General features: G+C 60.7%; 24 protein-coding genes, 1 tRNA gene, 1 pseudogene and 1 riboswitch. Of the genes and pseudogenes, 20 read left to right on the forward strand and 6 right to left on the reverse strand.

Annotation, left to right across the window (positions count from 1 at the left end; translation table 11 throughout):
• Positions 1-79 precede the first annotated feature (79 nt).
• The 3 genes from GJT30_12285 to GJT30_12295 all read right to left on the reverse strand — a co-directional run bounded on the left by GJT30_12285 (position 80) and on the right by GJT30_12295 (position 1,653).
• The gene (locus tag GJT30_12285; GenBank protein ID MSM40389.1) at positions 80-676 is read right to left on the reverse strand and encodes a hypothetical protein; all 597 of its coding nucleotides are present in this window, start codon (positions 674-676) and stop codon (positions 80-82) included.
• Positions 677-680: 4 nt separating this feature from the next.
• The gene (locus GJT30_12290; protein MSM40390.1) at positions 681-1,151 is read right to left on the reverse strand and encodes a cupin fold metalloprotein, WbuC family; all 471 of its coding nucleotides are present in this window, start codon (positions 1,149-1,151) and stop codon (positions 681-683) included.
• A 148-nt stretch (positions 1,152-1,299) separates the two neighbouring features.
• Positions 1,300-1,653, reverse strand: coding sequence for a VOC family protein (locus tag GJT30_12295; protein MSM40391.1), 354 nt, complete (start codon positions 1,651-1,653; stop codon positions 1,300-1,302).
• 132 nt (positions 1,654-1,785) lie between these two features.
• On the opposite strand from GJT30_12295, the gene GJT30_12300 reads away from it, so the two are divergent.
• The 14 genes from GJT30_12300 to GJT30_12365 all read left to right on the forward strand — a co-directional run bounded on the left by GJT30_12300 (position 1,786) and on the right by GJT30_12365 (position 16,144).
• The gene (locus GJT30_12300) at positions 1,786-3,390 is read left to right on the forward strand and encodes a thiolase family protein (GenBank protein ID MSM40392.1); all 1,605 of its coding nucleotides are present in this window, start codon (positions 1,786-1,788) and stop codon (positions 3,388-3,390) included.
• 57 nt (positions 3,391-3,447) lie between these two features.
• Positions 3,448-3,624 (forward strand): SAP domain-containing protein, encoded by a 177-nt coding sequence (locus tag GJT30_12305; GenBank protein MSM40393.1) that lies wholly within the window; start codon positions 3,448-3,450, stop codon positions 3,622-3,624.
• 136 nt (positions 3,625-3,760) lie between these two features.
• Positions 3,761-4,852: a glycine cleavage system aminomethyltransferase GcvT gene (gene gcvT, locus GJT30_12310; protein MSM40394.1), complete on the forward strand. Its 1,092-nt coding sequence runs from the start codon at positions 3,761-3,763 to the stop codon at positions 4,850-4,852.
• A 107-nt stretch (positions 4,853-4,959) separates the two neighbouring features.
• The gene (gcvH, locus tag GJT30_12315) at positions 4,960-5,331 is read left to right on the forward strand and encodes a glycine cleavage system protein GcvH (protein MSM40395.1); all 372 of its coding nucleotides are present in this window, start codon (positions 4,960-4,962) and stop codon (positions 5,329-5,331) included.
• A 39-nt stretch (positions 5,332-5,370) separates the two neighbouring features.
• A complete protein-coding gene (locus tag GJT30_12320) occupies positions 5,371-6,708 on the forward strand; it encodes an aminomethyl-transferring glycine dehydrogenase subunit GcvPA (GenBank protein ID MSM40396.1) in 1,338 nt (445 codons plus the stop codon).
• Positions 6,699-8,144 (forward strand): aminotransferase class V-fold PLP-dependent enzyme, encoded by a 1,446-nt coding sequence (locus GJT30_12325; protein MSM40397.1) that lies wholly within the window; start codon positions 6,699-6,701, stop codon positions 8,142-8,144. Before GJT30_12320 ends, GJT30_12325 begins: the two co-directional genes overlap by 10 nt.
• Positions 8,138-8,947 carry a lipoate--protein ligase family protein gene (locus GJT30_12330; protein MSM40398.1) on the forward strand — a complete coding sequence of 270 codons (810 nt, stop codon included), beginning with the start codon at positions 8,138-8,140 and terminating at the stop codon, positions 8,945-8,947. Before GJT30_12325 ends, GJT30_12330 begins: the two co-directional genes overlap by 7 nt.
• Positions 8,944-9,792: a lipoyl synthase gene (gene lipA, locus GJT30_12335; GenBank protein MSM40399.1), complete on the forward strand. Its 849-nt coding sequence runs from the start codon at positions 8,944-8,946 to the stop codon at positions 9,790-9,792. Before GJT30_12330 ends, lipA begins: the two co-directional genes overlap by 4 nt.
• A gap of 501 nt (positions 9,793-10,293) precedes the next feature.
• Positions 10,294-11,772, forward strand: coding sequence for a hypothetical protein (locus GJT30_12340; protein ID MSM40400.1), 1,479 nt, complete (start codon positions 10,294-10,296; stop codon positions 11,770-11,772).
• A gap of 329 nt (positions 11,773-12,101) precedes the next feature.
• The gene (locus GJT30_12345; GenBank protein MSM40401.1) at positions 12,102-13,703 is read left to right on the forward strand and encodes an IS1182 family transposase; all 1,602 of its coding nucleotides are present in this window, start codon (positions 12,102-12,104) and stop codon (positions 13,701-13,703) included.
• A gap of 197 nt (positions 13,704-13,900) precedes the next feature.
• Positions 13,901-14,284: a hypothetical protein gene (locus GJT30_12350; GenBank protein ID MSM40402.1), complete on the forward strand. Its 384-nt coding sequence runs from the start codon at positions 13,901-13,903 to the stop codon at positions 14,282-14,284.
• Positions 14,281-14,712, forward strand: coding sequence for a hypothetical protein (locus tag GJT30_12355; GenBank protein MSM40403.1), 432 nt, complete (start codon positions 14,281-14,283; stop codon positions 14,710-14,712). Before GJT30_12350 ends, GJT30_12355 begins: the two co-directional genes overlap by 4 nt.
• Positions 14,713-14,723: 11 nt before the next feature.
• Positions 14,724-15,392: a transposase gene (locus tag GJT30_12360; GenBank protein ID MSM40404.1), complete on the forward strand. Its 669-nt coding sequence runs from the start codon at positions 14,724-14,726 to the stop codon at positions 15,390-15,392.
• Positions 15,305-16,144 (forward strand): lipoyl synthase, encoded by an 840-nt coding sequence (locus GJT30_12365; protein MSM40405.1) that lies wholly within the window; start codon positions 15,305-15,307, stop codon positions 16,142-16,144. The genes GJT30_12360 and GJT30_12365 overlap by 88 nt, the downstream gene beginning before the upstream one ends.
• Positions 16,145-16,334: 190 nt before the next feature.
• Here GJT30_12365 and GJT30_12370 read toward each other — a convergent pair whose 3' ends face one another.
• Together GJT30_12370 and GJT30_12375 are read right to left on the reverse strand one after the other, a co-directional pair.
• Positions 16,335-16,526: an addiction module antitoxin RelB gene (locus tag GJT30_12370; GenBank protein MSM40406.1), complete on the reverse strand. Its 192-nt coding sequence runs from the start codon at positions 16,524-16,526 to the stop codon at positions 16,335-16,337.
• Between the two features lie 331 nt (positions 16,527-16,857).
• Positions 16,858-17,910, reverse strand: a complete 1,053-nt coding sequence (locus GJT30_12375; GenBank protein MSM40407.1) for a cobalamin biosynthesis protein CbiM — start codon at positions 17,908-17,910, stop codon at positions 16,858-16,860.
• A 334-nt stretch (positions 17,911-18,244) separates the two neighbouring features.
• On the opposite strand from GJT30_12375, the gene rfaD reads away from it, so the two are divergent.
• The 6 genes from rfaD to GJT30_12405 all read left to right on the forward strand — a co-directional run bounded on the left by rfaD (position 18,245) and on the right by GJT30_12405 (position 24,308).
• Positions 18,245-19,228 (forward strand): ADP-glyceromanno-heptose 6-epimerase, encoded by a 984-nt coding sequence (gene rfaD / locus GJT30_12380; protein ID MSM40408.1) that lies wholly within the window; start codon positions 18,245-18,247, stop codon positions 19,226-19,228.
• A gap of 101 nt (positions 19,229-19,329) precedes the next feature.
• Positions 19,330-19,405 (forward strand) — tRNA-Lys (locus GJT30_12385).
• Positions 19,406-19,411: 6 nt separating this feature from the next.
• Positions 19,412-19,589, forward strand: a riboswitch (cobalamin riboswitch).
• Positions 19,590-19,902: 313 nt separating this feature from the next.
• Positions 19,903-21,723: a TonB-dependent receptor gene (locus GJT30_12390; protein ID MSM40409.1), complete on the forward strand. Its 1,821-nt coding sequence runs from the start codon at positions 19,903-19,905 to the stop codon at positions 21,721-21,723.
• Positions 21,724-22,554, forward strand: coding sequence for an ABC transporter substrate-binding protein (locus GJT30_12395; protein ID MSM40410.1), 831 nt, complete (start codon positions 21,724-21,726; stop codon positions 22,552-22,554).
• Entirely contained in the window at positions 22,467-23,525 is a 1,059-nt protein-coding gene (locus GJT30_12400) for an iron chelate uptake ABC transporter family permease subunit (GenBank protein MSM40411.1), read from the forward strand. The genes GJT30_12395 and GJT30_12400 overlap by 88 nt, the downstream gene beginning before the upstream one ends.
• Complete coding sequence (locus GJT30_12405; protein MSM40412.1) at positions 23,526-24,308, forward strand: ATP-binding cassette domain-containing protein; 783 nt, start codon at positions 23,526-23,528, stop codon at positions 24,306-24,308.
• A gap of 257 nt (positions 24,309-24,565) precedes the next feature.
• Here the strand turns inward: GJT30_12405 and GJT30_12410 are convergent.
• Positions 24,566-25,390 (reverse strand): annotated as a pseudogene (locus GJT30_12410) (hypothetical protein).
• Between the last annotated feature and the right edge of the window lie 65 nt (positions 25,391-25,455).

Genomic DNA, 25,455 nt, shown 5'->3' on the forward strand with positions numbered 1-25,455 from the left:
TCATTCCGGTGAATTTCATAATATACCCACATAACATAGTCGCAACCCGCCGTCAACGAATATATGCAACCTCAGCCGGTCACTCGCAGGAAACCAGGAACCTGCCGTCGTCGTCGCGCCATTTGATCCAGCCGGAATCGGTCAGGTCGACGAGCACCAGGATCCAGCTGCCGCTGACTTCCACCACGCGCAGGCTGCTGCGGCTGCTCAATGCTCCCAATGCAGGCGCATGGAGGTCGGGCGAGCTGCGCAACTGGGTGAGCTCCTTGCGGAGACCGGGCAGCATCCGCACCTCGCGCCCTCTCAGATAGCTCCCCCACGATTCGTAGCGCCAGTGCCGGGCCATTTCCAGCCACCCCTCGCGCCCCCCCTCGTCGTAGATCACCTTCACCCAGTCTCCCTTCTTGCGGGTGACCACTGCCAGAAAGGAGTTTGCGGCGCATTTGAGCGCGGGTGAGAGCTGGGGGAGGTCGAGCGGGTCCAGCTCGCCGATCCTGCCGATGCCCGGTTCGCGGTAGAGATGGAGTGGAAGCTGGTCAACGGCGGTTTTCGCGGGGATGCAGCGGATGGTGAGGATGCCGTTGCCCGCCAGCGGGCGTGGCTTCGGTGGGGCGGAACGTGCCGGGCCGGCTGTGGCAAGGAGCAGCAGGCATATGAGCAGGAAGGCCCGGCGCACCGGATCAGCCCAACAGTCGGGTAACGAGGCCGGCCAGGTAGGCGGCTGCCTCGGGGGTGCCTTCTTCCGGTGCCCACGACGCGGTTTCATCAGCAGAGAGGGGGAGGTAGGGGCCGGCCTTTGCCTCGAAAAAGACCGTGCCCGGTGCCAGGCAGACGGCACCGTGAAACAGGCCGTGGGGGATATCCACGGCAACCGCCGGCCCGCCGGGGGTGAGCACCACCGAGTCGAGGACCGTGCCGGCCTCGTCGAAGAGGATCACGCCGAGTGCCCCCCTGACGATGGTGAAGGTCTCGTCCTTGGCCTCGTCCAGGTGGCGGTGCGGCCGGATGTAGGAATTCGGCTCGATGGCGTTGAACAGCCTGTGGCAGCAGAATTCGTCGGTCGGGTGAAGATTGAGGTTCTTCCGCTTTCGCGGCGCCCCCTTGGCGACGTCGGAGAGTGCATCCAGATGCTTGGAAGTTATGATTCTCATGTGTGAGTCCTGTCCGGGTGATATTTCGTCACGCTCAAAAATACCCAGATGCACGGCGGCGAGGAAGAGGCGACGGAGGCGTACATGGAATGTACGTTGACGAGCCGATGACGAGCCAACACAGCAGATGGGTGTTTTTCAGCGTGACCTAACGGTCGACGAGGGCTATCTGGTTGCCTTCCGGATCCTTCACCACCGCCATCTTCCCCCAGGGGGTCTGCATCAGCGGTTCGGCAAAGGCGACCCCTGCCTCCGTCAGCTTCCGGCAGAGCTCATCCAGCTCCTTGACGACAAGGGTAATGCCGGTGTGCCGCCCCACCAGGGGGTAGGCGTCCTCGTGCATGGCAGTGGCAACCCCCAGGTTCGTGGTGGAGCCGGGGAAGAACTCCATCATGAACTGGCCTTCGTTTGCCACCGGCAGACCGAGTTGCTCCTTGTAGAAGTGCTGGGCAGCGGCGAAATCCCGAACAAATACGACCACGTTTTTCATGCGCTCGACCACGGTAAGCTCCTTGTGTGAAATCTGCCACTTTTATTAGCAGAGGGGCGGGTCCATGACAAGAGAATTTGCGGGTCGACTTGTCAGTTGCCTAATATTTGTTACTATATAACCGCCAATGGGCAAGGGGAGGGTATGGAGCAACAGTTCAGGCCGCGAACCGTTTATGTGGCAGCTTCCAGCATGGCTCCGGTCGGCCGATATAACGGCAGGGAGCGCGAGCTGCTCAGCTTTCTCGGTCTGGCCGAGAAGGCGGGCGATGTCTTTGCCGCCGGCACGGTCCGACGCAGGGAGATCGACGCGGTGGTGGTCGGCTGCCAGAGCCCGGTCGCCTTTTCCGGCGTGGACAATACCGCTTCCAAGGTGGCCGGCGTGCTCGGCGTGTCCGGGAGCAAGTCGCTGCTCATCGACACGGCCTCCTCTTCCGGGGCCTCGGCACTGGAGGCCGCCTACCTGATGGTCGCCTCAGGCAGCTGCGACCATGTCCTGGCCCTGGGCATCCAGAAGATGAGCGATGTCAGCACTCCGGAGGCAACCCGGATCGTAGCCGGGGTCATTGACCGGGATGAAGCGGAGTTCGGCCTGACCATGCCCGCCTGCGGAGCCCTGGTGGCGCGTGCCCTGATGGAGCGGCTCGGGCTCTCCTTCTCCGAGTGGAGCGCCTTCTCGGCCCTGCTCACCGAGCGGGCCCACCGCTATGCCGCCCGCAATCCCGATGCCCATCTCCAGTTCCCCCTGCCGGTGGCCGACTATTTCAAACAGGTCGTGACCGGCAAGAACTACCTCTACTGGTGGCCCCTGCGCTACCACGACTTCTGCCCCATGTCCGACGGCGTGGCTGCCGTGATCCTCACGGCCCGCCCCCACGATGTGGTAGTCGCGGGGGTCGGCAGCGCCACCGATATCCCCACCATTGCCGATCGCAACTACTTCCATTCCTTCCCGGCCACGGTGCGCGCCGCCGCAGAGGCCTACGGCATGGCGGGGATCAAGGATATCAGGGCGTTTGCCGGCACACTGCACGTCAACATGCACGACCCCTTCAACGGTTTCGGGCCGATCAACATGGCCGACCTGGGGATCGTGCCGCGTCGCAGGATCCTGGAGGCGCTCCTGGACGACAGCCTGACCGGCGACCGGGGGATGTTCCCCACCAACCTGACTGGCGGACTCAAGGGGCGGGGTCACCCGCTCGGCGCCACCGGGATGATCCAGGTCGTGGAGAATCACCGCCTGATCCGGGAGAGAGGCTTCAAGGCAGGGCTCTCTCATTCCATCGGCGGGCCGATCAACAATAACGTGGTCATCCTGCTGGAGCGGGCCGACCATTACCGCCAGCGGGCGCCCGAGCCCTACCGCCCCTGGGGGTTGCCGTCGCTGGGGCGTCTCAAGCCGAAGGCGGTCACGGTAGAGAACCTGCTGGCCGGGGATGGGGTGGTGGAAGGGGCCTTTGTGACGGCCACGGTCCGTTACGACCACCAGAGCGGCGCACCGGCCGCGATCGTCATGATCGTCTCCTGCCGCTACCAGGGGGGGCGTTACAGCTTCCTCTTCGGCATCGGCGGGGAAAACCATACCGAGATCAGCCGGTTGACTCCCGGCGACCGGGTCAGTCTGGAGCTGGCGAATGGCCAGATCCTGGTCAACCGGATGCCGGTGAAGCGGTTCTATCAACGGACCATCGACGGGGTAACCGAAATGGCGGAAACTGGCTGGAAACGGATTACGGGCAGGGGATAACGGAACGGGAGGCATTCACCGGGCAGTCTAAATCTCACTCAATAAAGGAGAAAAGAGATGAAGATCGATGAGGTCAAGGCGTTGGCGAAGCAGAAAGGGGTCAAGGCGGGAAAGATGAAGAAGGCAGAGCTGATCCAGGCGATCCAGCGTGCAGAGGGGAACGAGGAGTGCTACAACAGCGGCAATGCCCCGACCTGCGGGCAGGAGCAGTGCCTCTGGCGCGAAGACTGCTGATAGCGTAGCGACAGGAATAGTAGCAGTGATTTCGAGCCCTTCCGTGAAATGCGGGAGGGCTTTTCTTTCGATTTACAAACCTTGTCAAATCGGCTAAAGTTGTTGGCCGCATGCGTCACGAAGAGGGGGAAACGCCATGGAACAGCTCAGGGACACACCGCTTATCGACCGACACCAGGGGCTTCATGCGCTGATTGCCCCCTTTGGCGGCTGGAACATGCCGATCCAGTACGAAGGGATCATCGCCGAACACCGTTGGTGCCGGGAACAGGCTGCCCTGTTCGACATCTGCCACATGGGGGAGTTCCTCTACCGGGGCGACCTGGTTGCCGGCGGTCTGGAAGGGGTCTTCACCTTTTCCGTGGCCTCCATCCCGGTGGGTCGTTCCCGCTATGGCTTTCTCCTCAACGAATCCGGCGGCATCATCGACGACCTGATCGTCTTCCGCATTGCCGAGAACGAGGCGATGATCGTGGTCAATGCCGCCACGGCCGACAACGACTTTGCCGTGATCGGCTCACGCCTGCAGCCGGGTGCGGACTTTACCAATATCTCCGCCGCAACCGGCAAGCTCGACCTGCAGGGGCCGCTCGCCCGCGAGGTCATGCTCCGGTTTTTCCCCGCCGAGGTCGGCGCCCTTCCCTATTTCAAGTTCATGAAGACCACCATCCTCGGCTGCGAGGCGATCGTCAGCCGGACCGGCTACACCGGCGAGCTGGGGTACGAGGTCTTCCTGCCTGCGACCAAGGTTGTGGAGCTGTGGGACCTCTTCTGCACTGACCCGCGGGTCAAGGCCGCAGGCCTGGGGGCACGTGACCTGCTCCGCCTGGAGGTCGGCTACAGCCTCTACGGCAACGACCTGGACGAGACCATCACTCCCCTTGAGGCGGGGCTGGAGGCCTTTGTCAACTTCGACAAGGAGTTCGTCGGCAAGGATGCCCTGCTCAAGCAGCGGGCCGCCGGCCTCAACCGGGTGAAGATCGCGTTCAAGGTCGGTTCGCGCCGTTCCCCCCGCCACCATTACTCCGTCTGCGCCGGCGACGAGGCCGTGGGCACCGTCACCAGCGGTGCCTTTTCCCCCATGCTCGGCTGCGGCATCGGCCTGGCGCTGGTCGATCCGAAGGGCGCGGCCATCGGCAGCGAGCTGACCGTCCGCCACGAAAACGTGACCATGTCGGCATCGGTCTGCGAACTTCCCTTCTACAGCGGGGGCTCGCTCAGGGCCTGACAGCTTTGTCCTGCGCGGCCGCGATTCCGAGAGACAGCCGACGCTTTCCGCCCGCCCGGGTCACTGTTTCATGAGAATATCCATCCCATTTTTCAAGGAGATACGGCATGGCGATCTATTACACGAAAGAGCATGAGTGGGTAAAGGTTGAAGGGAACGTAGCCACGGTCGGGATCACCGACTTCGCCGCCCACCAACTGGGAGATATCACCTTTGTGGAGCTGCCCAAGACGGGGAAGAGCGTCAAGCAGTTCGAGGTCCTCTGTGCCATCGAGTCGGTCAAGGCTGCCAGTGACATCTATGCCCCGCTGTCGGGCAAGGTAATGTCGGTCAACGAGGCCCTGGAAAACACCCCGGAGATCGTCAATGAGTCGGCCGAAGAGGCCGCCTGGATGGCCTGCCTGGAGATGGCCGATCCCGTCGAAGTGGGTAAGCTGATGACCCGCGACCAGTACGACGAATATCTGAAGGGGCTGTAGGGGCCAAAGAATCATGAAATGTGAAAAGGGAGGGCTCCCATGAGCTTTACGCCGCATACGCCTGGTGAAATACGGGAGATGCTGGACGCTATCGGCGTCGGCAGCATCCGGGAGCTGTTCGGGCCGATTACGCAGGAACTCCGGGCGAAATCGTTCGATCTTCCCGCCGGCATGTCCGAATTCGAGATGCTCGACCGGATAAAGGGGCTGGCCGCTGACAATGGCTGCGAGCTGCTGACGTTCATCGGCGGCGGTTTCTACGACCACCTGATTCCGGCGGTGGTGGATCACCTGGCCGGCAGGTCCGAGTTCTATACCGCCTACACGCCCTACCAGCCCGAATGCTCCCAGGGGAGCCTGCAGGCCCTGTTCGAATACCAGACCGCCATCTGCCGGCTGACCGGCATGGATGTCTCCAATGCCTCCCTTTACGACGGCGGCACCGCCCTGGCCGAGGCGGCCATGATGGCGCTGCGGGTCACCGGCCGCTCGCGGATCGTCGTGGACGGGGCAATGAACCCGTTCCACCGGTCGGTGGTAAAGACCTACCTGGCCAACCTGTCGGTGGATATCGTCGAACTCCCGCCGGTGGACGGGCTGCTCGACCGGACGGCCCTGAAGGCCGAGCTCGACGACCGCTGCGCCGCGGTGCTGGTGCAGAATCCGACGGCCTTTGGCTGCGTCGCCGATTACGGCGATGTCGCCGACGCGGTGCATGCCTGCGGCGCGCTGCTGGTCGCCAGCGTCTACCCCATCGCCCTGGGGATGCTGAAGAGCCCTGCCGAGATGGGGGTCGACATCGCAGTGGGTGACGGGCAGAGCCTGGGGAACCATCTCTCCTTCGGCGGACCGGCCTTCGGCTTCATCGCCGCGAAGAAGCAGTACATCAGGAACCTGCCGGGCAGGATCGTGGGGGAGACCGTCGACAAGGAAGGCAGGCGTGGATTCGTCCTGACGCTGCAGGCCCGCGAACAGCACATCAAGCGCCACAAGGCCACCTCCAACATCTGCAGCAACCAGAGCCTCTGCGCCCTGCGCGGGCTGATCTTCCTGGCCGGCATCGGCCGGGAGGGGCTGCAGGAGCTTGCCCGCCTCAACCGGGACAAGGCCGAGTATGCCAAGGGGCTCCTCGCCGGGGTCAAGGGGGTAGCGGTCCTTTCCAGTGCTCCGACCTTCAATGAATTCACCATCGCGCTCCCCAAGCCTGCCGACGAGGTGGTTGCAGCGCTTCTGGAGCGTGGCATCGCCGCGGGCATCCCGCTGGGGCAGTACTACCAGGGGGCGGAAAACTGCCTGGTGGTGACGGTGACTGAAAAACGGACCAGGGCCGAGATCGAGCGCCTGGTCGCGGAGCTGGAGGGGGTACTATGGAACTGATCTACGAAAAATCGGTTGCAGGGCGGCGCGGGGTGCGCCTGCCGGCCAGCGACGTCCCCCGGGCTGCGGAGCTGCTGCCGCAGTACCTGCGCAGTGCCGATACCACCCTTCCCGAGCTCTCCGAGCTGGACGTGGTGCGCCACTTCACCCAGCTGTCGCGACGCAACATCGGGGTGGACTCGACTTTCTACCCGCTCGGCTCCTGCACCATGAAATACAACGCCAAGGCCCTGGAAGAGGCGGCCCGGCTCTTTGCCCCGTTCCATCCGGTCACGCCCCTGCTTCCCGGCGGCGAACTGCATGCCCAGGGGGGGCTGGCCATGCTCCACCAGATGGGCGGGTTTCTGGCCGAGATCACCGGCATGGACGAGGTCACCTGCCAGCCGCTGGCCGGTGCCCATGGCGAGATGACCGGCATCATGCTGATCGCCGCCTATCACAAGGCCAAGGGGAACCGGAAGAAATACGTCATCGTCCCCGACTCCTCCCACGGCACCAACCCGGCATCGGCAGCCATGGTCGGTTACGAGATCATCACCATCCCCACGGCCCCCTACGGCGACATGGACCTTGATGCCTTCAGGGCCGCCCTCACCGACGAGGTGGCAGCGGTGATGATGACCTGCCCCAACACCCTGGGACTGTTCAACCCCCATATCAAGGAGATCTGCGACCTGGCCCATGCCAAAGGCGCGCTGGTCTACTACGACGGCGCCAACCTGAACGCCATCCTCGGGCAGGTCCGTCCCGGCGACGTCGGCTTCGACGTGGTCCATGTCAACCTGCACAAGACCTTCGGCACCCCCCATGGCAGTGGCGGGCCGGGGAGCGGGCCGGTAGGGGTGAAGAAGGAGCTGATCCCCTTCCTGCCGGTGCCGCGCGTGGTGAAAGGGGCCGACAACCGCTTCACGCTCATGACCGACGCACCGCAGAGCATCGGCCGGACCGCCAACTATTTCGGCAACTTTGGCGTCATGGCCAAGGCCTACGCCTATATCCTGATGCTGGGCCGGGAAGGGCTGATCGAGGTGAGTGAACTGGCGGTCCTGAACGCCAACTACGTCATGAGCCAGCTGAAAGACCTCTATGAACTCCCCTACGACCAGACCTGCATGCACGAATGCGTCTTCTCGGCCAGCCGCCAGCTGGAGCACGACGTCCACGCCATCGACATCGCCAAGTTCCTCATCGACAAGGGGTACCATCCCCCCACGGTCTACTTCCCGCTCATCGTCAAAGAGGCGATCATGATCGAGCCGACCGAGACCGAGTCGAAGGAGACCCTCGACACCTTCATCGCGGTGATGCGCGAGGCCGCTCTGCTGGCGGAAACCGATCCCGAAGCGCTGAAAAAGGCCCCGATCACCACGCCGGTCGGCCGTCTGGACGAAACCAAGGCTGCCCGCGAGCAGAACGTCTGCTATTTTGGATGTTAGCAACACCCTGGCGCCTCATCCGGAGCGGCCGCCTGCCCGGGCCGCGCAACATGGCCATCGACGAGGCGCTCCTCACCTGCTTTGACCCGCATTGCTCGACGCCGGTGCTCCGCCTCTACGGATGGAGTCCACCGGCGTTGTCCGTGGGGCGCTTCCAGGATGCCGCCACCATCGACCTGGGCCGCTGTCGGGAGCTGGGGGTGCCGGTGGTCAGGCGGGTCACCGGCGGCGGCGCCATCTATCACGCCGAAGAGCTCACCTACGGCATCGTCTGCGCCCCGCACCATCTCCCCCCTGCCGCCACCATCAAGGAAACGTTCCGGGTGCTGACCGGCTTCCTGCTCGGCTTCTATCGCGGGCTCGGTCTGTCGGCCCGCTATGCCGTGGAGAGCGCCCCGCCAGGGGCGAGGCTGGGGGAGCGGACCCCGTTCTGTTTTGCCGGGCAAGAGAGCTACGATATCCTGGTTCAGGGGAAAAAGATCGGCGGCAATGCCCAGCGTCGGCGGAAGGAGGTCATCTTTCAGCATGGCTCCATCCCGCTCGCCGACTCCCTTGCCACGGCGATGCAGCTGGTGCGGGAGCATCCCGCCGGGCTTGCCGCAATGGTGACCGACCTCGGCCGCCTGGGGGTGACCGCTGCGCCGGAAGAGCTGGAAGCGCGGCTTGCAGAGGCATTCGCCGTAAACCTCGGCGTGGAGCTGGTAAGCGACGCCCTGACCGCGGAGGAGGCGGCCCGTGCCGAGGCGCTGGCTGGGGGAAAATACGGCAGCGACGACTGGAACCTGCGGGGGGAAGAGCCATGAAGATTGTCAGGAAGCCGGAGTGGCTGCAGAAGCGGGTGAGCCCCTCGGCACATGCCGAGATGGAGCGGCTGCTGGGGGATTTCCGCCTCCATACCGTCTGCCAGGAGGCGCTCTGCCCCAATATCTCCGAGTGCTTCCGCCAGCAACAGGCGACCTTTCTCATCATGGGGAAGGCCTGCACCCGGCACTGCAGCTTCTGCAACGTCACCAAGGAGCTGCCGCTGCCGCTCGACCCCGGCGAGCCGGAGCGGGTGGCAGCCGCCATCGTCCGGCTGGGGCTGCGCCACGTGGTGATCACCAGCCCGACCCGCGACGATCTGGCCGATGGCGGCGCCGCCGCCTTTGCCTCCACCGTGGCGGCGATCCGCCGGGCAGCGCCAGAGGTGCGGATCGAGCTCTTAGTCCCCGATTTCCGGGGGCTTCGGGAGTCGATAGCCCTGGTTATGGCTGTTGGTCCCGACATCTTCGGCCACAACCTGGAGACCGTGCCGCGTCTCTATGCCATCCGCGAAGGGGCCGACTATTGCCGCTCCCTGGCGGTGCTGGCAGCGGCGCACGAGCTCGCGCCGGCCATCCCGACCAAGTCGGGGATCATGCTCGGCCTGGGGGAGACCCTGGACGAGGTGCGGCAGGTCCTTGCCGACCTGCGCGCAGCCGGCTGTTCCTATCTCAGTCTCGGCCAGTACCTGGCGCCGAGCCGCAGCCACCACCCGGTGGCCGAATTCATTCCCCCCGAGACCTTCGACGCCCTCAAGGCAGAAGCGCTCCGACTCGGCTTCGCCCACGTGGAAAGCGGCCCGTACGTCAGAAGCTCCTACCATGCGGAGCAGTATCTGCCGGAATAACGGCGGCATGGCCCGGCTTCCCGAGGAATCTGACTTTTTCCGGGCAACGGTTTGAGAAAACACCAAACAGATCTGGCCTCCTCCCGGCATTCCCTTTGAATTGGCCAGCGCGTTGTCCCTTCGCGCCTGACTTGGGTTTTGGGTGATAAGGCTCATGCTTGTTGAGACTATCGGGCAGTCACGAATAAGACTAAAAACGTACTACTAATCATCAGTGAGGGGTGTAAAAAAGATTTACATGTAAAGATATTTTACAGTGTAAAATTATTTAACACGCTGAATTAATTGGATAAATTGACTTGTATTTTGCTGGCGGATGCATATAGTTGAGAGCGTGCAGATTGTTTTCACATTGTTATTGCCATTATCACCGACCCGGCTGGCAAGGACTACACCTTCAGTTACAGTGGCAACTATCTCGTTGCCGTCACCTGGCCCGATAACAGCAGTTGGCAGTATACCATCACCTACCAGTATGACACCCTTGGCAACCGCACGAAAATGACCCTCCAGCCCGGCACCGCCGACGAGCGGGTCTTCACCTACGCCTACGACAGCGCTGGCCGCCCCACCGCCATCGGCTCCATCTCCGGCATCTTCACCTACGGCTACGACACGAACGGCCGACGGACCAGCCTCGCCTATCCCAGCGGCATCACCACTGCCTATGTTTACGACGATGCCGGCCGGCTCACCAGCCTGAGCCATCGCACAGCGGGCACGACCATCGCCAGTTTCACCTACAGCCACGACAACGTTGGCAACCGGACCGGCAAGACCTTCACCGAGGCCGAGCAGTACCTCTACGACAGCATCTACCGCCTGCTTACCGTCACCGCGGCCAGGCCCGAGACCTTCAGCTACGACGCCGTTGGCAACCGCCAGGCCGGCCCCGGCGCCAAGGATACCGGCTACCTGCACGATGCGGCCAACCGGATGACCAAAGGACGCAAGCTCACCTATGGCTACGACAACAACGGCAACCAGACCGAGAAAATTGTCCCCAGTGCCGCCACCGGCTGGAGCCAGAGCTGGGACTTTGAGAATCGATTGATCAAGGTCGAGAAAGGGACCGCCACCGACAAGCGGACCGTCACCTTCGCGTACGACCCGCAGGGGAGAAGGATCGAGAAGAAGGTAGAGACCCTGGCAAACGGGTCAACCAGCACCGAAACCTACGCCTACGTCTACGACGGCGACAACATCCTCCTGGAGATCCAGACCAGCCCCGGCGGCGCAACGGAAAAGACCGTCTACACCCATGGCGCGGGCGTAGATGAGCACCTGGCCCTGGAGCGAAACGGCAGCAGCTACTTCTACCACGCCGACGGCCTGGGAAGCATCGTCAGCATCACCGACCGGAACAAGGCAGTCGTGCAGAGCTACGAGTACGACAGCTACGGGATGGTGAAGCCGAGCACCAGCTTCCGCAATAGCTACACCTACACGGGAAGAGAGTGGGATAAGGAGACGGGGCTGTATTACTACCGGGCGAGGTACTATGACCCGATGGAAGGGAGGTTTGTTAGCCGCGATCCGATAGGCTTCGCCGGTGGTATAAACTTATATTCTTACGTTGATAGTGTCGGAAAACCTCCTGTCCCTCAAACAAACTTGTATCAATACACGGAAAACAACCCCGTAAATGGAACCGACCCGTTGGGCTTGTTTACAGTTTCAGAAGTGCCATCTTTGATAAAAGCAGGAACCGATAAATTATTTCAGAAATTGCCACAAATGGCTTTTAGAAGCGCATTAGGTAGACTTTTGCATGGCCCAGCTTCCGTTTTTAGTTTTTTTGCTTTTCCAGACACTTTTGCAAGTCCTTTACAAGAAGACCCCAGATACAGAGACTTATTCCCGAACGTTTATGGGGAGCCTGGCAATTCTCCTGATAGATTTGGATTGCAATACGACCCAAAATCCGGACTATACCTGAATAAACCGGTTACTGAATTGCGAAATTGTAGGGGGAATTAGTTATGTTTTTCGGTATCGTTGACAGAATTTGTGCCTGGCTTATTTATGTAGAGTCCTTTGCCTTGCCGATAATGTTGATGTATTACATATCATCATTCCAAACTGCAAATTGGATAATTGGATTTATTGTTGGCGCTATTTTCGCGTGGTGGTTTCAAGGTAAGTTATTACAACAATCCAGAATTTGGATATACAGTACGACAATTGCATTATCAATAATGACAGTAACAATAATATTTATGCTATCACACAACTTATAATGTGTTTATGTTGCAATATATATTTATGGTATAATTAGCATATCTTATCGGTTATTTGTATGTGACGATATGCTAATAAATAATAGTTGTCAAAAAAGCTTCTTTGATGCGAACTATGTCTGTGAACGACTAATTCCAAAAGACAGTTTTTATCGTAAGTTCAAAGAAATTGTCTGGCCGCTCATAGAAGACGAGCAGTTTGAGAGCATGTATTGCAAGAACAATGGCCGACCGCCCATCTCACCGGCCCTTATTGCAATGGCAACCATCCTCCAGCATTACCGTGATCTGTCGGACCGGGAGATGGAGAGAGCGTGCATGTTCGACATTGAAATCAAGTATGCCCTTGGTTTGCAGCTTGATGAACGCCCGTTCGACCATTCGTCGTTGGGCGATTTCAGAAAACGGCTCCTTGAAAACGGTAAAGAGAAAGAAACCTTCGACCGAATACTGGCCCACCTCGTCAACTCCGGTTTGATACGGAAGGACGAATTTCAGCGTATCGATGCCACCCATGTTCTTGCCGATGTGGCAATCCCGACCATGGTAACACTGGTTAAGAAAGGCATTTACGAAATACTGAAGCCGCTTGCAAAGCGCCATAAGGCAATAAATACCAAGTTGGCAGCGACTATCAACCTGGATGAGTACGGCAAGAAGAACGTCAACCATGATGCTCCTGGCCGGTTGGACATTGACAACCGCAAGCAAAAGCTCGTCGAAGTCGTTACCGATGCTCGCACTCTGCTTGGCGAAGTCAGAAAAATCAAAGGCGATGAAATCCTTTCCCGCCGGGTCGACATGCTGAAGCGTATCCTCCAGGAAAATATCACCGAGGATGAATCCGGCGCACCGAAGGAGCGGGACTATAAAGATAAGCCGCAGGACATCATAGTATCGCCGGTTGACCCGGATGCCCGCTACGGTGCCAAGTCGAACACCAAGCGTTTCACCGGTTACAAGGCGAACATCACCGAAACGGTAGAAAGCCGCTTTATCACCAACATCAAGCCCATGCGTGGTAATCGTCATGATGGCAGCAACATGGTCGAGGCGGTAGTCGAACAAAAGCAGCATGGGTTGCAGCCAGCTAAGCTGATCGGTGACACGGCCTACGGCGATGGCATAGTTAGGCAGGATTTGCAGAAAGAGGGAATAATCGTCGTTGCCCCGATGAAAGAGAAGAACGGCAGAAGCAAGGCTGTCTACCCCAAGAGCATGTTTAATTATGACGAAGCGAACATGCTTTTGACCTGCCCCGCTGGAGTTACTACCAAACAAAGTTCATGGGATCGGCAAAAAGAAATCAGGATGTTCCACTTCCCCATGACCGAATGTGGCAAGTGCCCACGCAAGGCCGAATGTACCAACTCCAGGGACGGTAGGCGAACAGTTGGCATCAGCAAGGTCAACAAGGAGTTGCGGGAAGCGGAAATCTACAACCGAACTGACCAGTTCAAAGAAGACATGAAACTCAGGCAGGCTGTCGAGGGCAAGCTGTCAGAGTTGGTCAGATACCATGGTATGCGAAGGGCGAAATATCGGGGACTCAAGAAGGTTGGTCTGCAATGCTACTTCGCAGCCCTTGCCGTGAATATTAAGCGATGGATCAAGTTGGAACTGGAAAAGTTGAAACCCAAAATACCGGAATCGGCAATGGTTGCCGCATAAAGTCAAAAAACTGAGGGAAGCATCATCTTTGGATTGGTAATTTTGCCAGTTTTGTCGGCAACAAAATAGTTCTTTGAAAGATCGAAGCAGGTTTTTGCAAGGTACGCTGGGCGGGTAACTGAGTCTGATTGCTGTCGGACGAGTATCACTGACTCCGAAGAGGGGTTTTCAGACGGTCTCACGTTAAACAAAATCCCATGAATTATGTTGATCCAGATGGGTTGAAATGGGGGTTTGTTGGTTGGCGAATAGAAAAAGGCCGAAAGTGGTGGGCAAAATATCGTATTTTAATAGCGAAGTGCACTGACCCATGTAGTGGCAAAACCAAAGAAATTACGGTCTACTATCAACAATGGTCTCTCATTAATGTTAATGTCCCACAGCTGAGTGCTCCTGATTATACTGCTTCAAATGAACTCCCAGGAGGTGCTAAGGATATTGCCGATTCAGCATTTGATTTGATTGAAGCTATAAAAGAAGCAAAAGAAGGAACAGAAGAAGATAAATGGAAAGCTCAAATGTTAAATAGAAAAGGATCAGAAGCTTGCGACCGCTTAAATCTTTATTGGAGGAAACCATGAGGTTGATTAAATCTAGTTTAATTGGACTTGTTGGCGGATTAATGTATGGTTTTATTTCTTTTTATCTCTTGTCACCTTATTTAAGAGATAATATTGTAGGATTGATTGGGTGGGCTGTCCAAGGATTATTGCTAGGATTGATATTTTCAATAATTGATTTATTGGTCCAACGAAAAAATATCATGTTAATTGGTTTATGCAAAATAAATATATTAATTGGAGTTATAAGCGGAGCTATATCATCATGCCTTGAAATAGCGCTCACATTATACAATTTATATGGAAATAAAAATTCAATTGTCAATGATAAAGTGTTCAAAGACGTATTTTTTGCTTCATTATACTATTTTATTGGTAGTGCATTGATAGGTCTTACCGTGGGATGTTTTATTTTTATTGGAAGGAAAAGGGGACAGGCTACTTTTTGAAGGATAGGTAAATGCCGAGAATAGCCAGAGGCCTCGCAGACGGCCATTTCTACCATATTATCAACCGTGGCAATGGCCGGCAAGAGGTCTTTCACAAACCTGAAGACTATGCGGCCTTTGTTGGGCTGCTGCACGAGTCTGCTGACAGATTCACGGTGGGGGTCTATGCCTGGTGTCTGATGCCGAATCATTTTCACCTGCTGGTGCAACCGGAACAAGCGGAGTGCCTGAGCGCCTGGATGCAATGGCTCATGACGAGTCATGTGCGGCGCTACCATCGGCATTATCGGACGAGCGGTCATGTCTGGCAGGGAAGGTACAAGAGTTTCATCATTCAGGACGATACCCATCTGATAACAGTTGCCCGCTACATTGAGGGCAATCCGGTAAGGTCAGGGTTGGTGAACCGCGCCGCAGAGTGGCCGTGGAGTTCTCATGCCTACCACAGAAGCAACGACACAGGGTCTGTCAGAAACCTTCCGGTAATGTTGCCACAGGACTGGCCAGAGTACGTTGATAAGCCGATAACGGAGAACGAATTGGAACGATTGCGTAGGAGTGTCAACCGGCAAACCCCTTTTGGGTCGCCTGGCTGGCAAGGCACGATAATAGAGGCGCTTGGCCTTTCGGCAACGATCAATCCGAGAGGCAGGCCGAGAAAGTGGGGACAGGAAAAGTAGCCTGTCCCCTTTTTTACGCCTGTCCCCTTTTTTACGCCGAGTGCTTCCGTCAGCGCCAGGCGACCTTTCTCATCATGGGGAAGGCCTGCACCCGGCACTGCAGCTTCTGCAACGTCACCAAGGAGCTGCCGTTGCCGCTGGATCCCGGTGAGCCGGAGCGGGTTGCAGCCGCCATCGTCCGGCTCGGGCTGCGTCACGTAGTGATCACCAGCCCGACCCGCGACGATCTTGCCGATGGCGGCGCCGCCGCCTTTGCCGCCACCGTGGCGGCGATCCGCCGGGCAGCCCCGGAGGTGCGGATCGAGCTGCTCGTCCCGGACTTCCGCGGCCAGCGGGAGCCGATCGCGCAGGTTATGGCTGCCGGGCCGGACATTTTCGGCCACAACCTGGAGACTGTGCCGCGTCTCTACGCCATCCGCGAAGGGGCCAACTATTGCCGCTCCCTGGCAGTGCTGGCAGTAGCGCACGAGCTGGCGCCGGCCATCCCGACCAAGTCGGGTATCATGCTCGGCCTGGGTGAGACCCTGGACGAGGTGCGGCAGGTCCTTGCCGACCTGCGCACAGCCGGCTGTTCCTACCTCAGTCTCGGCCAGTACCTGGCGCCGAGCCGCAGCCACCACCCGGTGGCAGAATTCATCCCCCCCGAGACCTTCGACACCCTCAAGGAAGAAGCGCTCCAACTCGGCTTCGCCCACGTGGAAAGCGGCCCGTACGTCAGAAGCTCCTACCATGCGGAGCAGTATCTGCCGTGAAGAACGGTGGTATGGCCCGGCTTCCCGAGGAATCTGACTTTTTCCGGGCAACGTCTTAGAGGGTGTGCGGCTCGACCGCACTGCACTCTGGTTGGCCTGTGTCAGTTACTGTTTTTGCAGCTAATGATGGTCTGTCGGGGTACTCGATAGGCAAGTTTTTGCAGAATTGCAGCGTCAAGGATGCTGATTTTCATTTCAGCGTCTCACGGATCTTGTCCCTTGCGGTTTCCCAATCGTCAAACCGGGCGGTTCCGTCCGCCAGGTCCGCTTCCCGTGCGGCAAGTACTTCATGATGCCATTCAGGAACAGCGACATTCTGAACATGGTGGCACAGGTCATCCCAGAGTGTTTCCATGGCATCCAGCTTTTCGGTAAGGGTCATTGTGTCGATTTTGAGTGGACTTCCCATAAGGTACTCCTTTTCATTCAAGGGCATACTGTTGCCACTATAGTGTCCAGTCATCGTTAGCTTTAGCAGTATTTATTCTCCTCATTAGTCCAGTCCTTTAATTTTTAAAACGGTTTCTCCGGAGATTGGTCGGAATGTTGCCGAAGGAATCATGAAATGTTAGTAACTCGCTGCGGTAGTGCTGTCAAGCGTTAGTAACGAACTCAGGCAGCCGGACAGCGCTCTGGCCAATACAAACGGCCCGGCCGACGTAGTGTCGACCGGGCCGTTTGCCGTTACGTGCCGGGTGGGGCTGGTCAGAGCGTTAGTGCTGCCGGACCGTGGAGAACCTTTTCAGCACCAGCCCGATGATACCTGCCAGCCCCAGGGTGAGCAGGCCGCCGATGAGACCGGAGACCGATGTTCCCAGCCTGCCGTCCTGCGCGCCTGCGAGCGCTTCCGGGCCTGCAGTGACTCCTGCTGCGCCGGCTTCGGATCTTTTGAACGCGTAGTCGGGGAGGAACGCCAGTTTCTCCTGAAACGTTGCCAGGGCCTGATGTATCCGGTCCGTCGTTGCTTCCACCTCTTCCTTGCCGGTCACCTTCTGGATCGCCCATTCCAGCCCGTCGGGATTCTCCGACGCGAACCACGAGACAACCCCACCGGTCACCACGGCCAGCGTCATGAAGGCGATCAGCACGGTGCGGACCGGGGTTGCGCCGATCCCGCGCGATTCCAGGGCGCTGGCGAGGATCTCGGGCCGGGCCTTGAAGACGAAGGAGACCACCGAGGCCGTGACCAGCCCCTCGACGATGCCGATAGCCAGGTGAATCGGCTGCATCAGCATGACGAAGGTGGAGAAGGGGAGCGCCGAGATGCCGGAAACGACCGTTTCCAGGACCACGCCGAAGGCACCCAGTTGCAGGCCGATGACGGCGGCTGCCAGCGCCCCTACAGTGATGCGCCCTTGGCTGGGGGAGGTGCCGACGATCGGCTTGTAGATGAGCGGATAGGCGATGAAGGCCGGAAAGACCCCCAGGTTGAAGATGTTGCACCCGAGGGCGAGCAGGCCGCCGTCGGCAAAGAAGAGCGCCTGGACCACCAGCACCGAGGCGATAGTGAGGAAGGCGGCATGGGGCCCTAACAGGACCGCCAGCAGCAGACCTCCCCCGAGGTGGCCGCTGGAACCGGTGCCGGGGATGGTGAAGTTGATCATCTGCGCGGCAAAGAGGAATGCGCCGAGTACCCCCATGAGCGGCACCTTCTTGTCGTCAAGCTCGGTGCGGACCTTGTTCGAGCAGTACGCGATGGTGCCGGCGGTTGCTGCCCACATGACGCCGCCGACGGCGGGGGAGATGAGTGCGTCTGCCATGTGCATCTGGGGCCTCCTGGGATCTGCGCTGCCGCGGTTTTGGAGAGATAGCGTATACGAAATAATTATTCGTGCCACGCATTGGAATTCTTATACCATACCTTTCCCGGTGATACAATTCCAATATTCGTGCCACCGCACAGCCGCCAATGGTTGCAGTGAGTTACGTCTGATGGGCTCCTGACCGACCCGGTCATTTGACAAGATCGTTACGCTGGTGTACAAGGTGTGCTACGCATTTGTTATTGGTGTTACTTCTGCGTGGTCTGTTGCCGAACGCCGACAATAGGGGCTTAGGGGCTGTAACCATCCACGAAAGGCCGCAGGATAAGGAATCGCGATGATCATTGTGACGGGAGGGGCGGGTTTCATCGGCAGCGCGCTGGTCTGGGAGCTGAACCGGCGCGGCAGGGAGGATATCGTCGTCGTGGACCACCTGGTGTGCAGTGACAAGTGGAAGAACCTGGTTCCGCTCCGTTTCCTGGATTACCTGGAGAAGGACGACTTCCTGGCCCTGGTTCGAGCCGGGCGAACGCCGGCAGGAGGGGGCGGTGTCGAGGCCATACTCCACATGGGCGCCTGCTCTGCCACCACGGAGCTGGATGCAACCTACCTGGTCCGCAACAACTACGAATATACCAAGGAGCTTGCCCTCTATGCGCTGCAGCAGGGGGCCCGGTTCATCTACGCTTCGAGCGCAGCCACGTATGGCGACGGTGCCGGCGGGTTCGGGGACGACGAAACAGCCCTGGCAACGCTGCGCCCGCTCAACATCTATGGCTATTCCAAGCAGCTTTTCGACCTCTGGGCACGGCAGAATGGCTTGCTCGACCGGGTGGCCGGCCTGAAATTCTTCAACGTGTTCGGCCCGAACGAGCAGCACAAGGGGGAGATGCGTTCGCTGGTGGCCAAGGCGTATGAGCAGATCGTCGCCACCGGGAGACTGGGGCTTTTCAAGTCCCATCGCGACGGCTATGCCGACGGCGAACAGCAGCGGGATTTCGTCTACGTCAAGGATGCGGTCGCCATGGCGCTCCATTTCCTGCAGCACCCCGGGTGCAACGGGCTCTTCAACATCGGCTCCGGCCGGGCCCAGACCTGGAACAGCCTTGCCAGGGCAATATTCATGGCGCTCGACCGGCCTCTGCAGATCGACTACCTGGAGATGCCCGCAGCGGTCCGGGACAAATACCAGTACTACACCTGCGCCGATACGGCGAAGCTCCGGGCGGCCGGGTATGCCGGCGAGGCAACCCCTTTGACCGATTCGGTGCGGGATTACGTGGTCAACTACCTGGTCCCCGGCAAGCAGCTGGGAGCGTGACCAAGGGTGGCGTAAGGTGCCAACTTTCCGTAATTATTGCAGGTTGAACAAGAATCTGCTTGATTACGGGATTGGATGCTGTTAATATCCGTCCCCGGTTCGGACGCGTAGCTCAGTTGGTAGAGCAGGCGACTCTTAATCGTCAGGTCGTAGGTTCGAAGCCTACCGCGTCCACCAATTTCTTCTTGTCGTACATCGGATGGTTTGAGGAAGAGGGGTGAAAATCCCCCGCTGCCCCGCAGCCGTAATGGGAACGAAAGCCCGTCGCGCTAAGCGCGAAACAGCCACTGGGAGAGATCCTGGGAAGGCGGGCGAGTAGGTGGCCCTAAGCCGGAATACCGCCATCCGCAATCTCGCGGGAGGTGCTTCCATGCATCGTTGTCATTCCTTGTTGTCCAGTCGTCTCCGCTGTTGCACGACCAACCTGCGGCAATCCCAGCAACCAACAGATCCAAACGCGCACTGACGCCGGCCAGGCGGGTTTTTCGCCGGCGCGTTGCAGCAAACGCCTGCCGTTCCGTTCGGTGATGATCTCGTGTCATCTACCCCGGCACCGGCAGGGTGTGGTCTGGTCCGTCTCCGGCCGGTATCGGCGCATGCCCCGGCCGTGACGGCACAGGCTGCACGCTGGCAGAGATCCCCCTTTGGTGCGGCAAGAAGGGAGAACTGTTGCCATGAAACCATCCGTTGTCTTGTTCGTCCTGGCCCTGGCCGCACCTGTGGCCGCCGGGGAGCAGGTTGCGGTCCTGCCGGAAATTGTCGCTTCGGCGTCCCGCTGGGAAGAGCCACTGGAGCGCGTCCCGCAGGGCATGACGGTGATCTCGCGGGAGGAAATCGAGAGGAAGGGGGTGCCGTTCGTGATCGACCTGCTCCGGCTGCAGCCCGACCTGCAGGTGGTGCAGAACGGCGGGGCAGGGACCCTGGCGTCGGTGCTGATGCGGGGGGGAGGGAGTAGCCAGGTGCTGGTGATGATCGACGGCATCAAACTGAACAGCCCCTCCACGGGGTCTGCCGACCTTTCCGGGTTGCCGAGTGCCGATGTCGAGCGGATCGAGATCATCAAGGGGCCGCAGAGCACGCTGTATGGCTCTGAGGCGATGGCCGGGGTGGTGAACATCGTGACCAGGAAGGGTGGGGAGAAGCTACGGGCGGACCTGAGCGCTGAAGGAGGGTCGTACCATACGGTGAAAACGGCCGGGACCATCTCCGGCGGCGGCGAGCGCGCCGACTACCGGCTGTCGGCCACCTACCTCGATACGGAGGGCTTTCCGATCGCGCGGGGCGGGTCGATGCCCAACGGCGCCACTGCCTCGTCGCTGTCGGCGCGCCTTGGCGCAACGCCGTCCGGGGACTCGTCCCTGGAGCTGAACCTCCGCTACGGCAGAGAGCGGACCCATCTCGACGATTTCGCCTACGGGGTTGGGCCGGTGGATACCGCCAACTACCTGCAGACCCGTGACAGCGCGCTGGTTGCCGTTTCCGGGAGTCTTTCTCCGGTGGAGCGCTACGAGCAGCGCCTGACCCTGTCGTTTCTGCGCGATGACCTGGAGGCAACCGACCCGGTCACCGCCTACAACAACTACCGGATCGTCAATACCACCGAGAGTCTCGACTGGCAGCATACCCTGGAGCTGGAGCCGTTGACGCTGGCCGGAGGGTTTGCCTACCGCTACGAAGGGGGGGACAACAAGGGGAGCTATGCCCGCTCCAGCGACACCCGCGCCGGGTATCTGGATGCCAAGCTGGCGCTGCCGGGGGATGTGGCGATCCTTTCTACCGGGCTTCGCGGTGACGACCACAGCGCCTTCGGCACCGCTGTTACCTGGCGGGTTGGCCTGCTCGCGCGGATCGAGCGGCTGGCAACACGGCTGAAGGCCAATGCCGGCACCGGGTTTCGCGCCCCGTCGCTCAACGAGCTCTACTACCCGAACTACGGCAACCCGGCCCTGGAGCCGGAAGAGAGCTTCGGCTACGATGTCGGTCTGGAGAGCGATCTGGCCGGCGGCCTGCTCACGGCCGGGGCCACCTGGTTCCGCCAGGAGTACCGCAATCTGATCCAGACCAATTTCAGCAGCTACCGGGCCGACAACATCGGCAGGGCCAGGAGCCAGGGCCTGGAGATGCGGCTGATGCTCCGGCCGATGGACGCGCTCAAGCTGCAGGCTGCCTATACCTGGCTGGATGCGGTGAACGAGAAGACCGGCGCACGGCTCCCCTCCCGGCCGCGCAGCAGGTTTGTCGCATCGCTGGACTACCGGATTGGCGACTTCTCTGCCCTGGCGGAGTACCTGTATGTCTCGCAGCGCTACGATGCCGGGCTGAACCGCTTCATGGCCTCCTACGGGCTGGTCAACCTGAAGGGGGAGTACCGGCTTTCGCCGCAGGTTGCGCTCTTCACCCGGATGGAGAACCTCGGCGACGAGTCGTACGAGGAGGCTGCCGGCTACGGGACCGCCGGGTTCTCCGTGTACGGCGGCGTCGCGTTGAGGTACTGAATGCGGCCCCTGCTGGTACTGGTGCTGGTGGCGCTTTTCGGGACTCCTGTGCCCTGCGGCGCGGCAGAAGTGCGCCCCCTCTATCCGCGCCGGATCGTGTCGCTCGCCCCGGCAGTGACGGAGATCCTCTTCGAGCTCGGCCTGGGGGGGCGGGTGGTGGGGGTGACCAGCCTCTGCGACCGGCCGGCGGAGGCGCGCAGGAGGCCGACGGTGGGGGGGATGGCGAATCCCTCCATGGAGGCGATCGTTGCCCTCCGACCGGACCTGGTGGTCATGACCAGGGACGGCAACCCGAAGGAGATCGCTCAGCGGCTGACGGCGCTCGGGATCGCCACCCATGTCTTTACGGCGGCCCGGCTGGCGGATCTTCCGGCCGGCATAAGGAGGATGGGGCGCGCACTCGGCGCCGAAAGGGCTGCCGGGCGGCTGGCTGCCAATCTGCAGGCAGCTGCGGCAGCCGCTGTTCCCCCTGCAGGCAGGAGGAGGCGGGCGCTGTTCGTGGTCTGGCCCGATCCGCTTTTGGCCGCCGGGTCGGGCACCATCATCGACGACGCCATGCAGTTGAGCGGGTTCTCCAACATTGCCGCCGACGCCAGAGGCACCTATCCCCGACTCTCCCTGGAGACGGTCCTGGAGCGGCAGCCGGAGGTGATCATCGTCGGCGCTGCTGGTGGCATGCAGGTGCCGCTCAAGGAGATGCTCCACCGGTTACGGATGCTCGATGCAGTGCAACGGGGGCGGGTCTGCACGGTTGGCGATGCCCTCTACCGACCCGGACCGCGGGTTGTCGAGGGGATTGCGGAGCTGCGCCGCTGCGGGGCACTGCCGTGACGCCGGGAGGGGGAAGAAAGCGGCTGGCGCTGCCGGTGCTGGTCGCCGTGTCGTTGCTGGTGGTGGCGGTGGCGGTTGTCAGCGGCCCCAGGCTGCTCAACCCCTTTGTCATGGATGGGGAGACCTGCCGGATGCTCCTGGCGATACGCCTCCCCCGGATCGCCGTGGCGCTGCTGATGGGAGGGGCGCTTGGGGCGTCGGGTGTTGTCCTGCAGGGGGTCATCCGGAATCCGCTTGCAGACCCCTATGTGCTGGGGATCTCCAGCGGTGCGTCCCTGAGCGCCGCTCTCGGCATGCTCCTGCCGTTCGATGCCCTGCCGCTGCAGGTCCCGGCCCTGGCATTCGCCGGCGCCCTTGCTACCGGGGCCATGGTCGGAATGCTCGGCTCCGGCCGGGGTGGAGTGCTGCAGGAACGGCTGCTGCTGGCCGGGGTAGGGGTCGGCTTCTTTCTCTCGGCCGTGCTGATGCTGGTACTGGCGCTCTGCCGGGACGACGGACTCAGGCGGGCCTTTCTCTGGATGTCGGGAGACCTGGCCGCTGCCGACTGGGGACGGATCCCCGCCGGAGCAGCCATTGTCCTTGCCGGGCTGGTGCTGGCCCTGGCACGGGGGGAGGCGCTGAATGCCCTGGCGCTCGGGGACGACATCGCCCACGGACTCGGCTTCGATCCGGGGCGGGAACGCAGGTGGCTCTTTGCCGCTGCCGCGCTGATGACGGCCGCCTCGGTCTCCCTGGGGGGGCCGGTCGGCTTCATCGGGCTGGTGGTGCCCCATCTGGTCCGGCGCTCCGTCGGATCTGTCGCGTCGCTCCTGCTCCCGCTCTCGGCGCTGGTCGGAGGGGCGCTGCTCTGCTCTGCCGACACGGTGGGCAGATGTGCGGCAGCCCCGGAAGAAGTGCCGGCCGGGGTGGTTGCCGCCCTCATCGGCTCCCCGTATTTTCTCTATCGCCTGTTCCGGGAACGGGGGCGTTGAATGGGACATGAGAACGAAAGCCCGCTGCTGCTCGATCTTTCGGGGGTCTCCTTTTCCTACGGCCGCACCTCATGCATCAGGGACTGTTCCCTGGAGATCCGTGCCGAGGAGCTGGTCGGGCTGATCGGGCCGAACGGCTCGGGCAAATCGACGCTGCTCAGGCTTGCCGCCGGAATACTCCGACCCGCTGCCGGCAGGGTGCTGGTCGCCGGCGAGGCGATCGTCACCTGCCCCGGCTGGAAACGTGCGGGGCTGGTGGCCTTCCTGCCGCAGCTGCTCGATATGGATGCCCCGTTCCGAGTGGGTGAGCTGGTGGGGATGGGGAGGGCTGTCAGACGGGGTGGGCCGGGAAGCGGCCTCGATGAGGCGCTGGCGATCACCGGCCTTGCGGATCGCCGCGATGCCTTCCTCTGCGAGCTGAGTGGCGGGGAGCGGCGGCGGGCGTACATTGCCATGACCCTGGTCCAGGGATCGCGGCTGCTCCTGCTGGACGAGCCGCTAGCCAATCTCGACCTCAGGTATCAGCTGGAATGCCTCCGGCTGCTTCGGGAGATCAGCCGGGAGCGCGGGGTTTCCCTGTTCGTCTCGTTGCACGATCTCTGGATCGCGACGCTCATGGACCGACTGGTGATGCTGTCGGATGGGGAGCTGCTCGCGGCGGGGAGGCCGGCAGAGGTGCTGGCCCTGCCGGCGGTCCGGCAGGCCTTTGACCCGGATGACGCCATCGACTGGGATGCGAGCGTCGGCAGCGGTTTCCGGCCGCAGGGGGAAAAGGGAGCGTGAGCAGATAACGCTAACGCCCGTCAGAACCGGGTCCGGACGGGCGTTAGCGTTGCAGGGGTGGGGGCCGGGCGTCAGTTGACCGGCAGTTCCTTGATCTGTGTCGGCGGCGCAATGTTCAGCGGCTGCTCCTGGGTCACGTCCGGGATGGTGGTTTGGGGGGCTGCCTTAGGCTGGACCGGCGCCACGGGCTGGGACTGGGCGGGCGTGGGCTGCGTTGCCACCGGCTTGAACTCCATGGTCTCCAATGTCGGGGCGGCCTTCTCCCTCTCCTTCAGGCCGAACCAGTTGAATTCGGGGCGCTGCAGCGACACCATGTCGTCAAAGGCGGCATTGTACAGCTCAGATACCTTGACGTTGTCCCGGACACTGGATTTTTCGCTCTTGTCGAATGAGCGACCGATCCCCGGAATGGTCTTGAATTTAACCTCCACCTTGTCCGTGGCATTGGCACGGGCCTCGTCGAAATCCGGGTACTGCAGCGCGAAGAAGGAGGGGGGTGAGATCCGCCGCTGCTTGAAGTTGGGATATTCCCAGAGGATGTTCCCCTCGGCATCCAGGACCTGTCCGGTCATGATCAGGGAGTTGTAGTCGCCTTCCAGGTATTCCATCAGGTTGCAGGAGCGGACGGTATCCTTGGCGGTAAGGCCGCTCACCACCACCAGCAGCAGGGCATCGATCCGGTTTTTGGCAAACAGCTCCTTGAGCGCGGGACCCTTGTAGAAATACTTGTTGTAGGCGGTGCCGGCATCTTCCCGCCGTTCGCGACGGTAAAAGAGGGAGGAGAAGAGCTGGTCGGGATCGTCATCCAGGGGGAGCACGGTGTAGTAGGTTCCCGTGTCCCTGAGCTGGGCAACCAGTTCTTGCTGGTTCCTGCGGTTGTAGTCCTTGATCATGTTGACCAGAACCGCTTTTTCGGGATGGCGGATGTCGGAGTCGGCATCGGTCATAATCGGGGCGACACCCAGGATGCGGACCTGCTTCTCATAGGTGTCGCGCGGGACGTTGTAAAAGTTCTGGGAGCAGCCGAGACAGAAGAGCATGACTGCGGCAAGGGCGACGCGGGCGATGGTGACGGGTTTCATTCCTGACCTCCTGGCACAAAGGTGCGGGCACTATGCATGAACGGCCGGGCAGGTGCCGGGCGAAG

The sequence above is a fragment of the Geobacter sp. genome (assembly GCA_009684525.1).
GTDB lineage: Bacteria > Desulfobacterota > Desulfuromonadia > Geobacterales > DSM-12255 > Geoanaerobacter.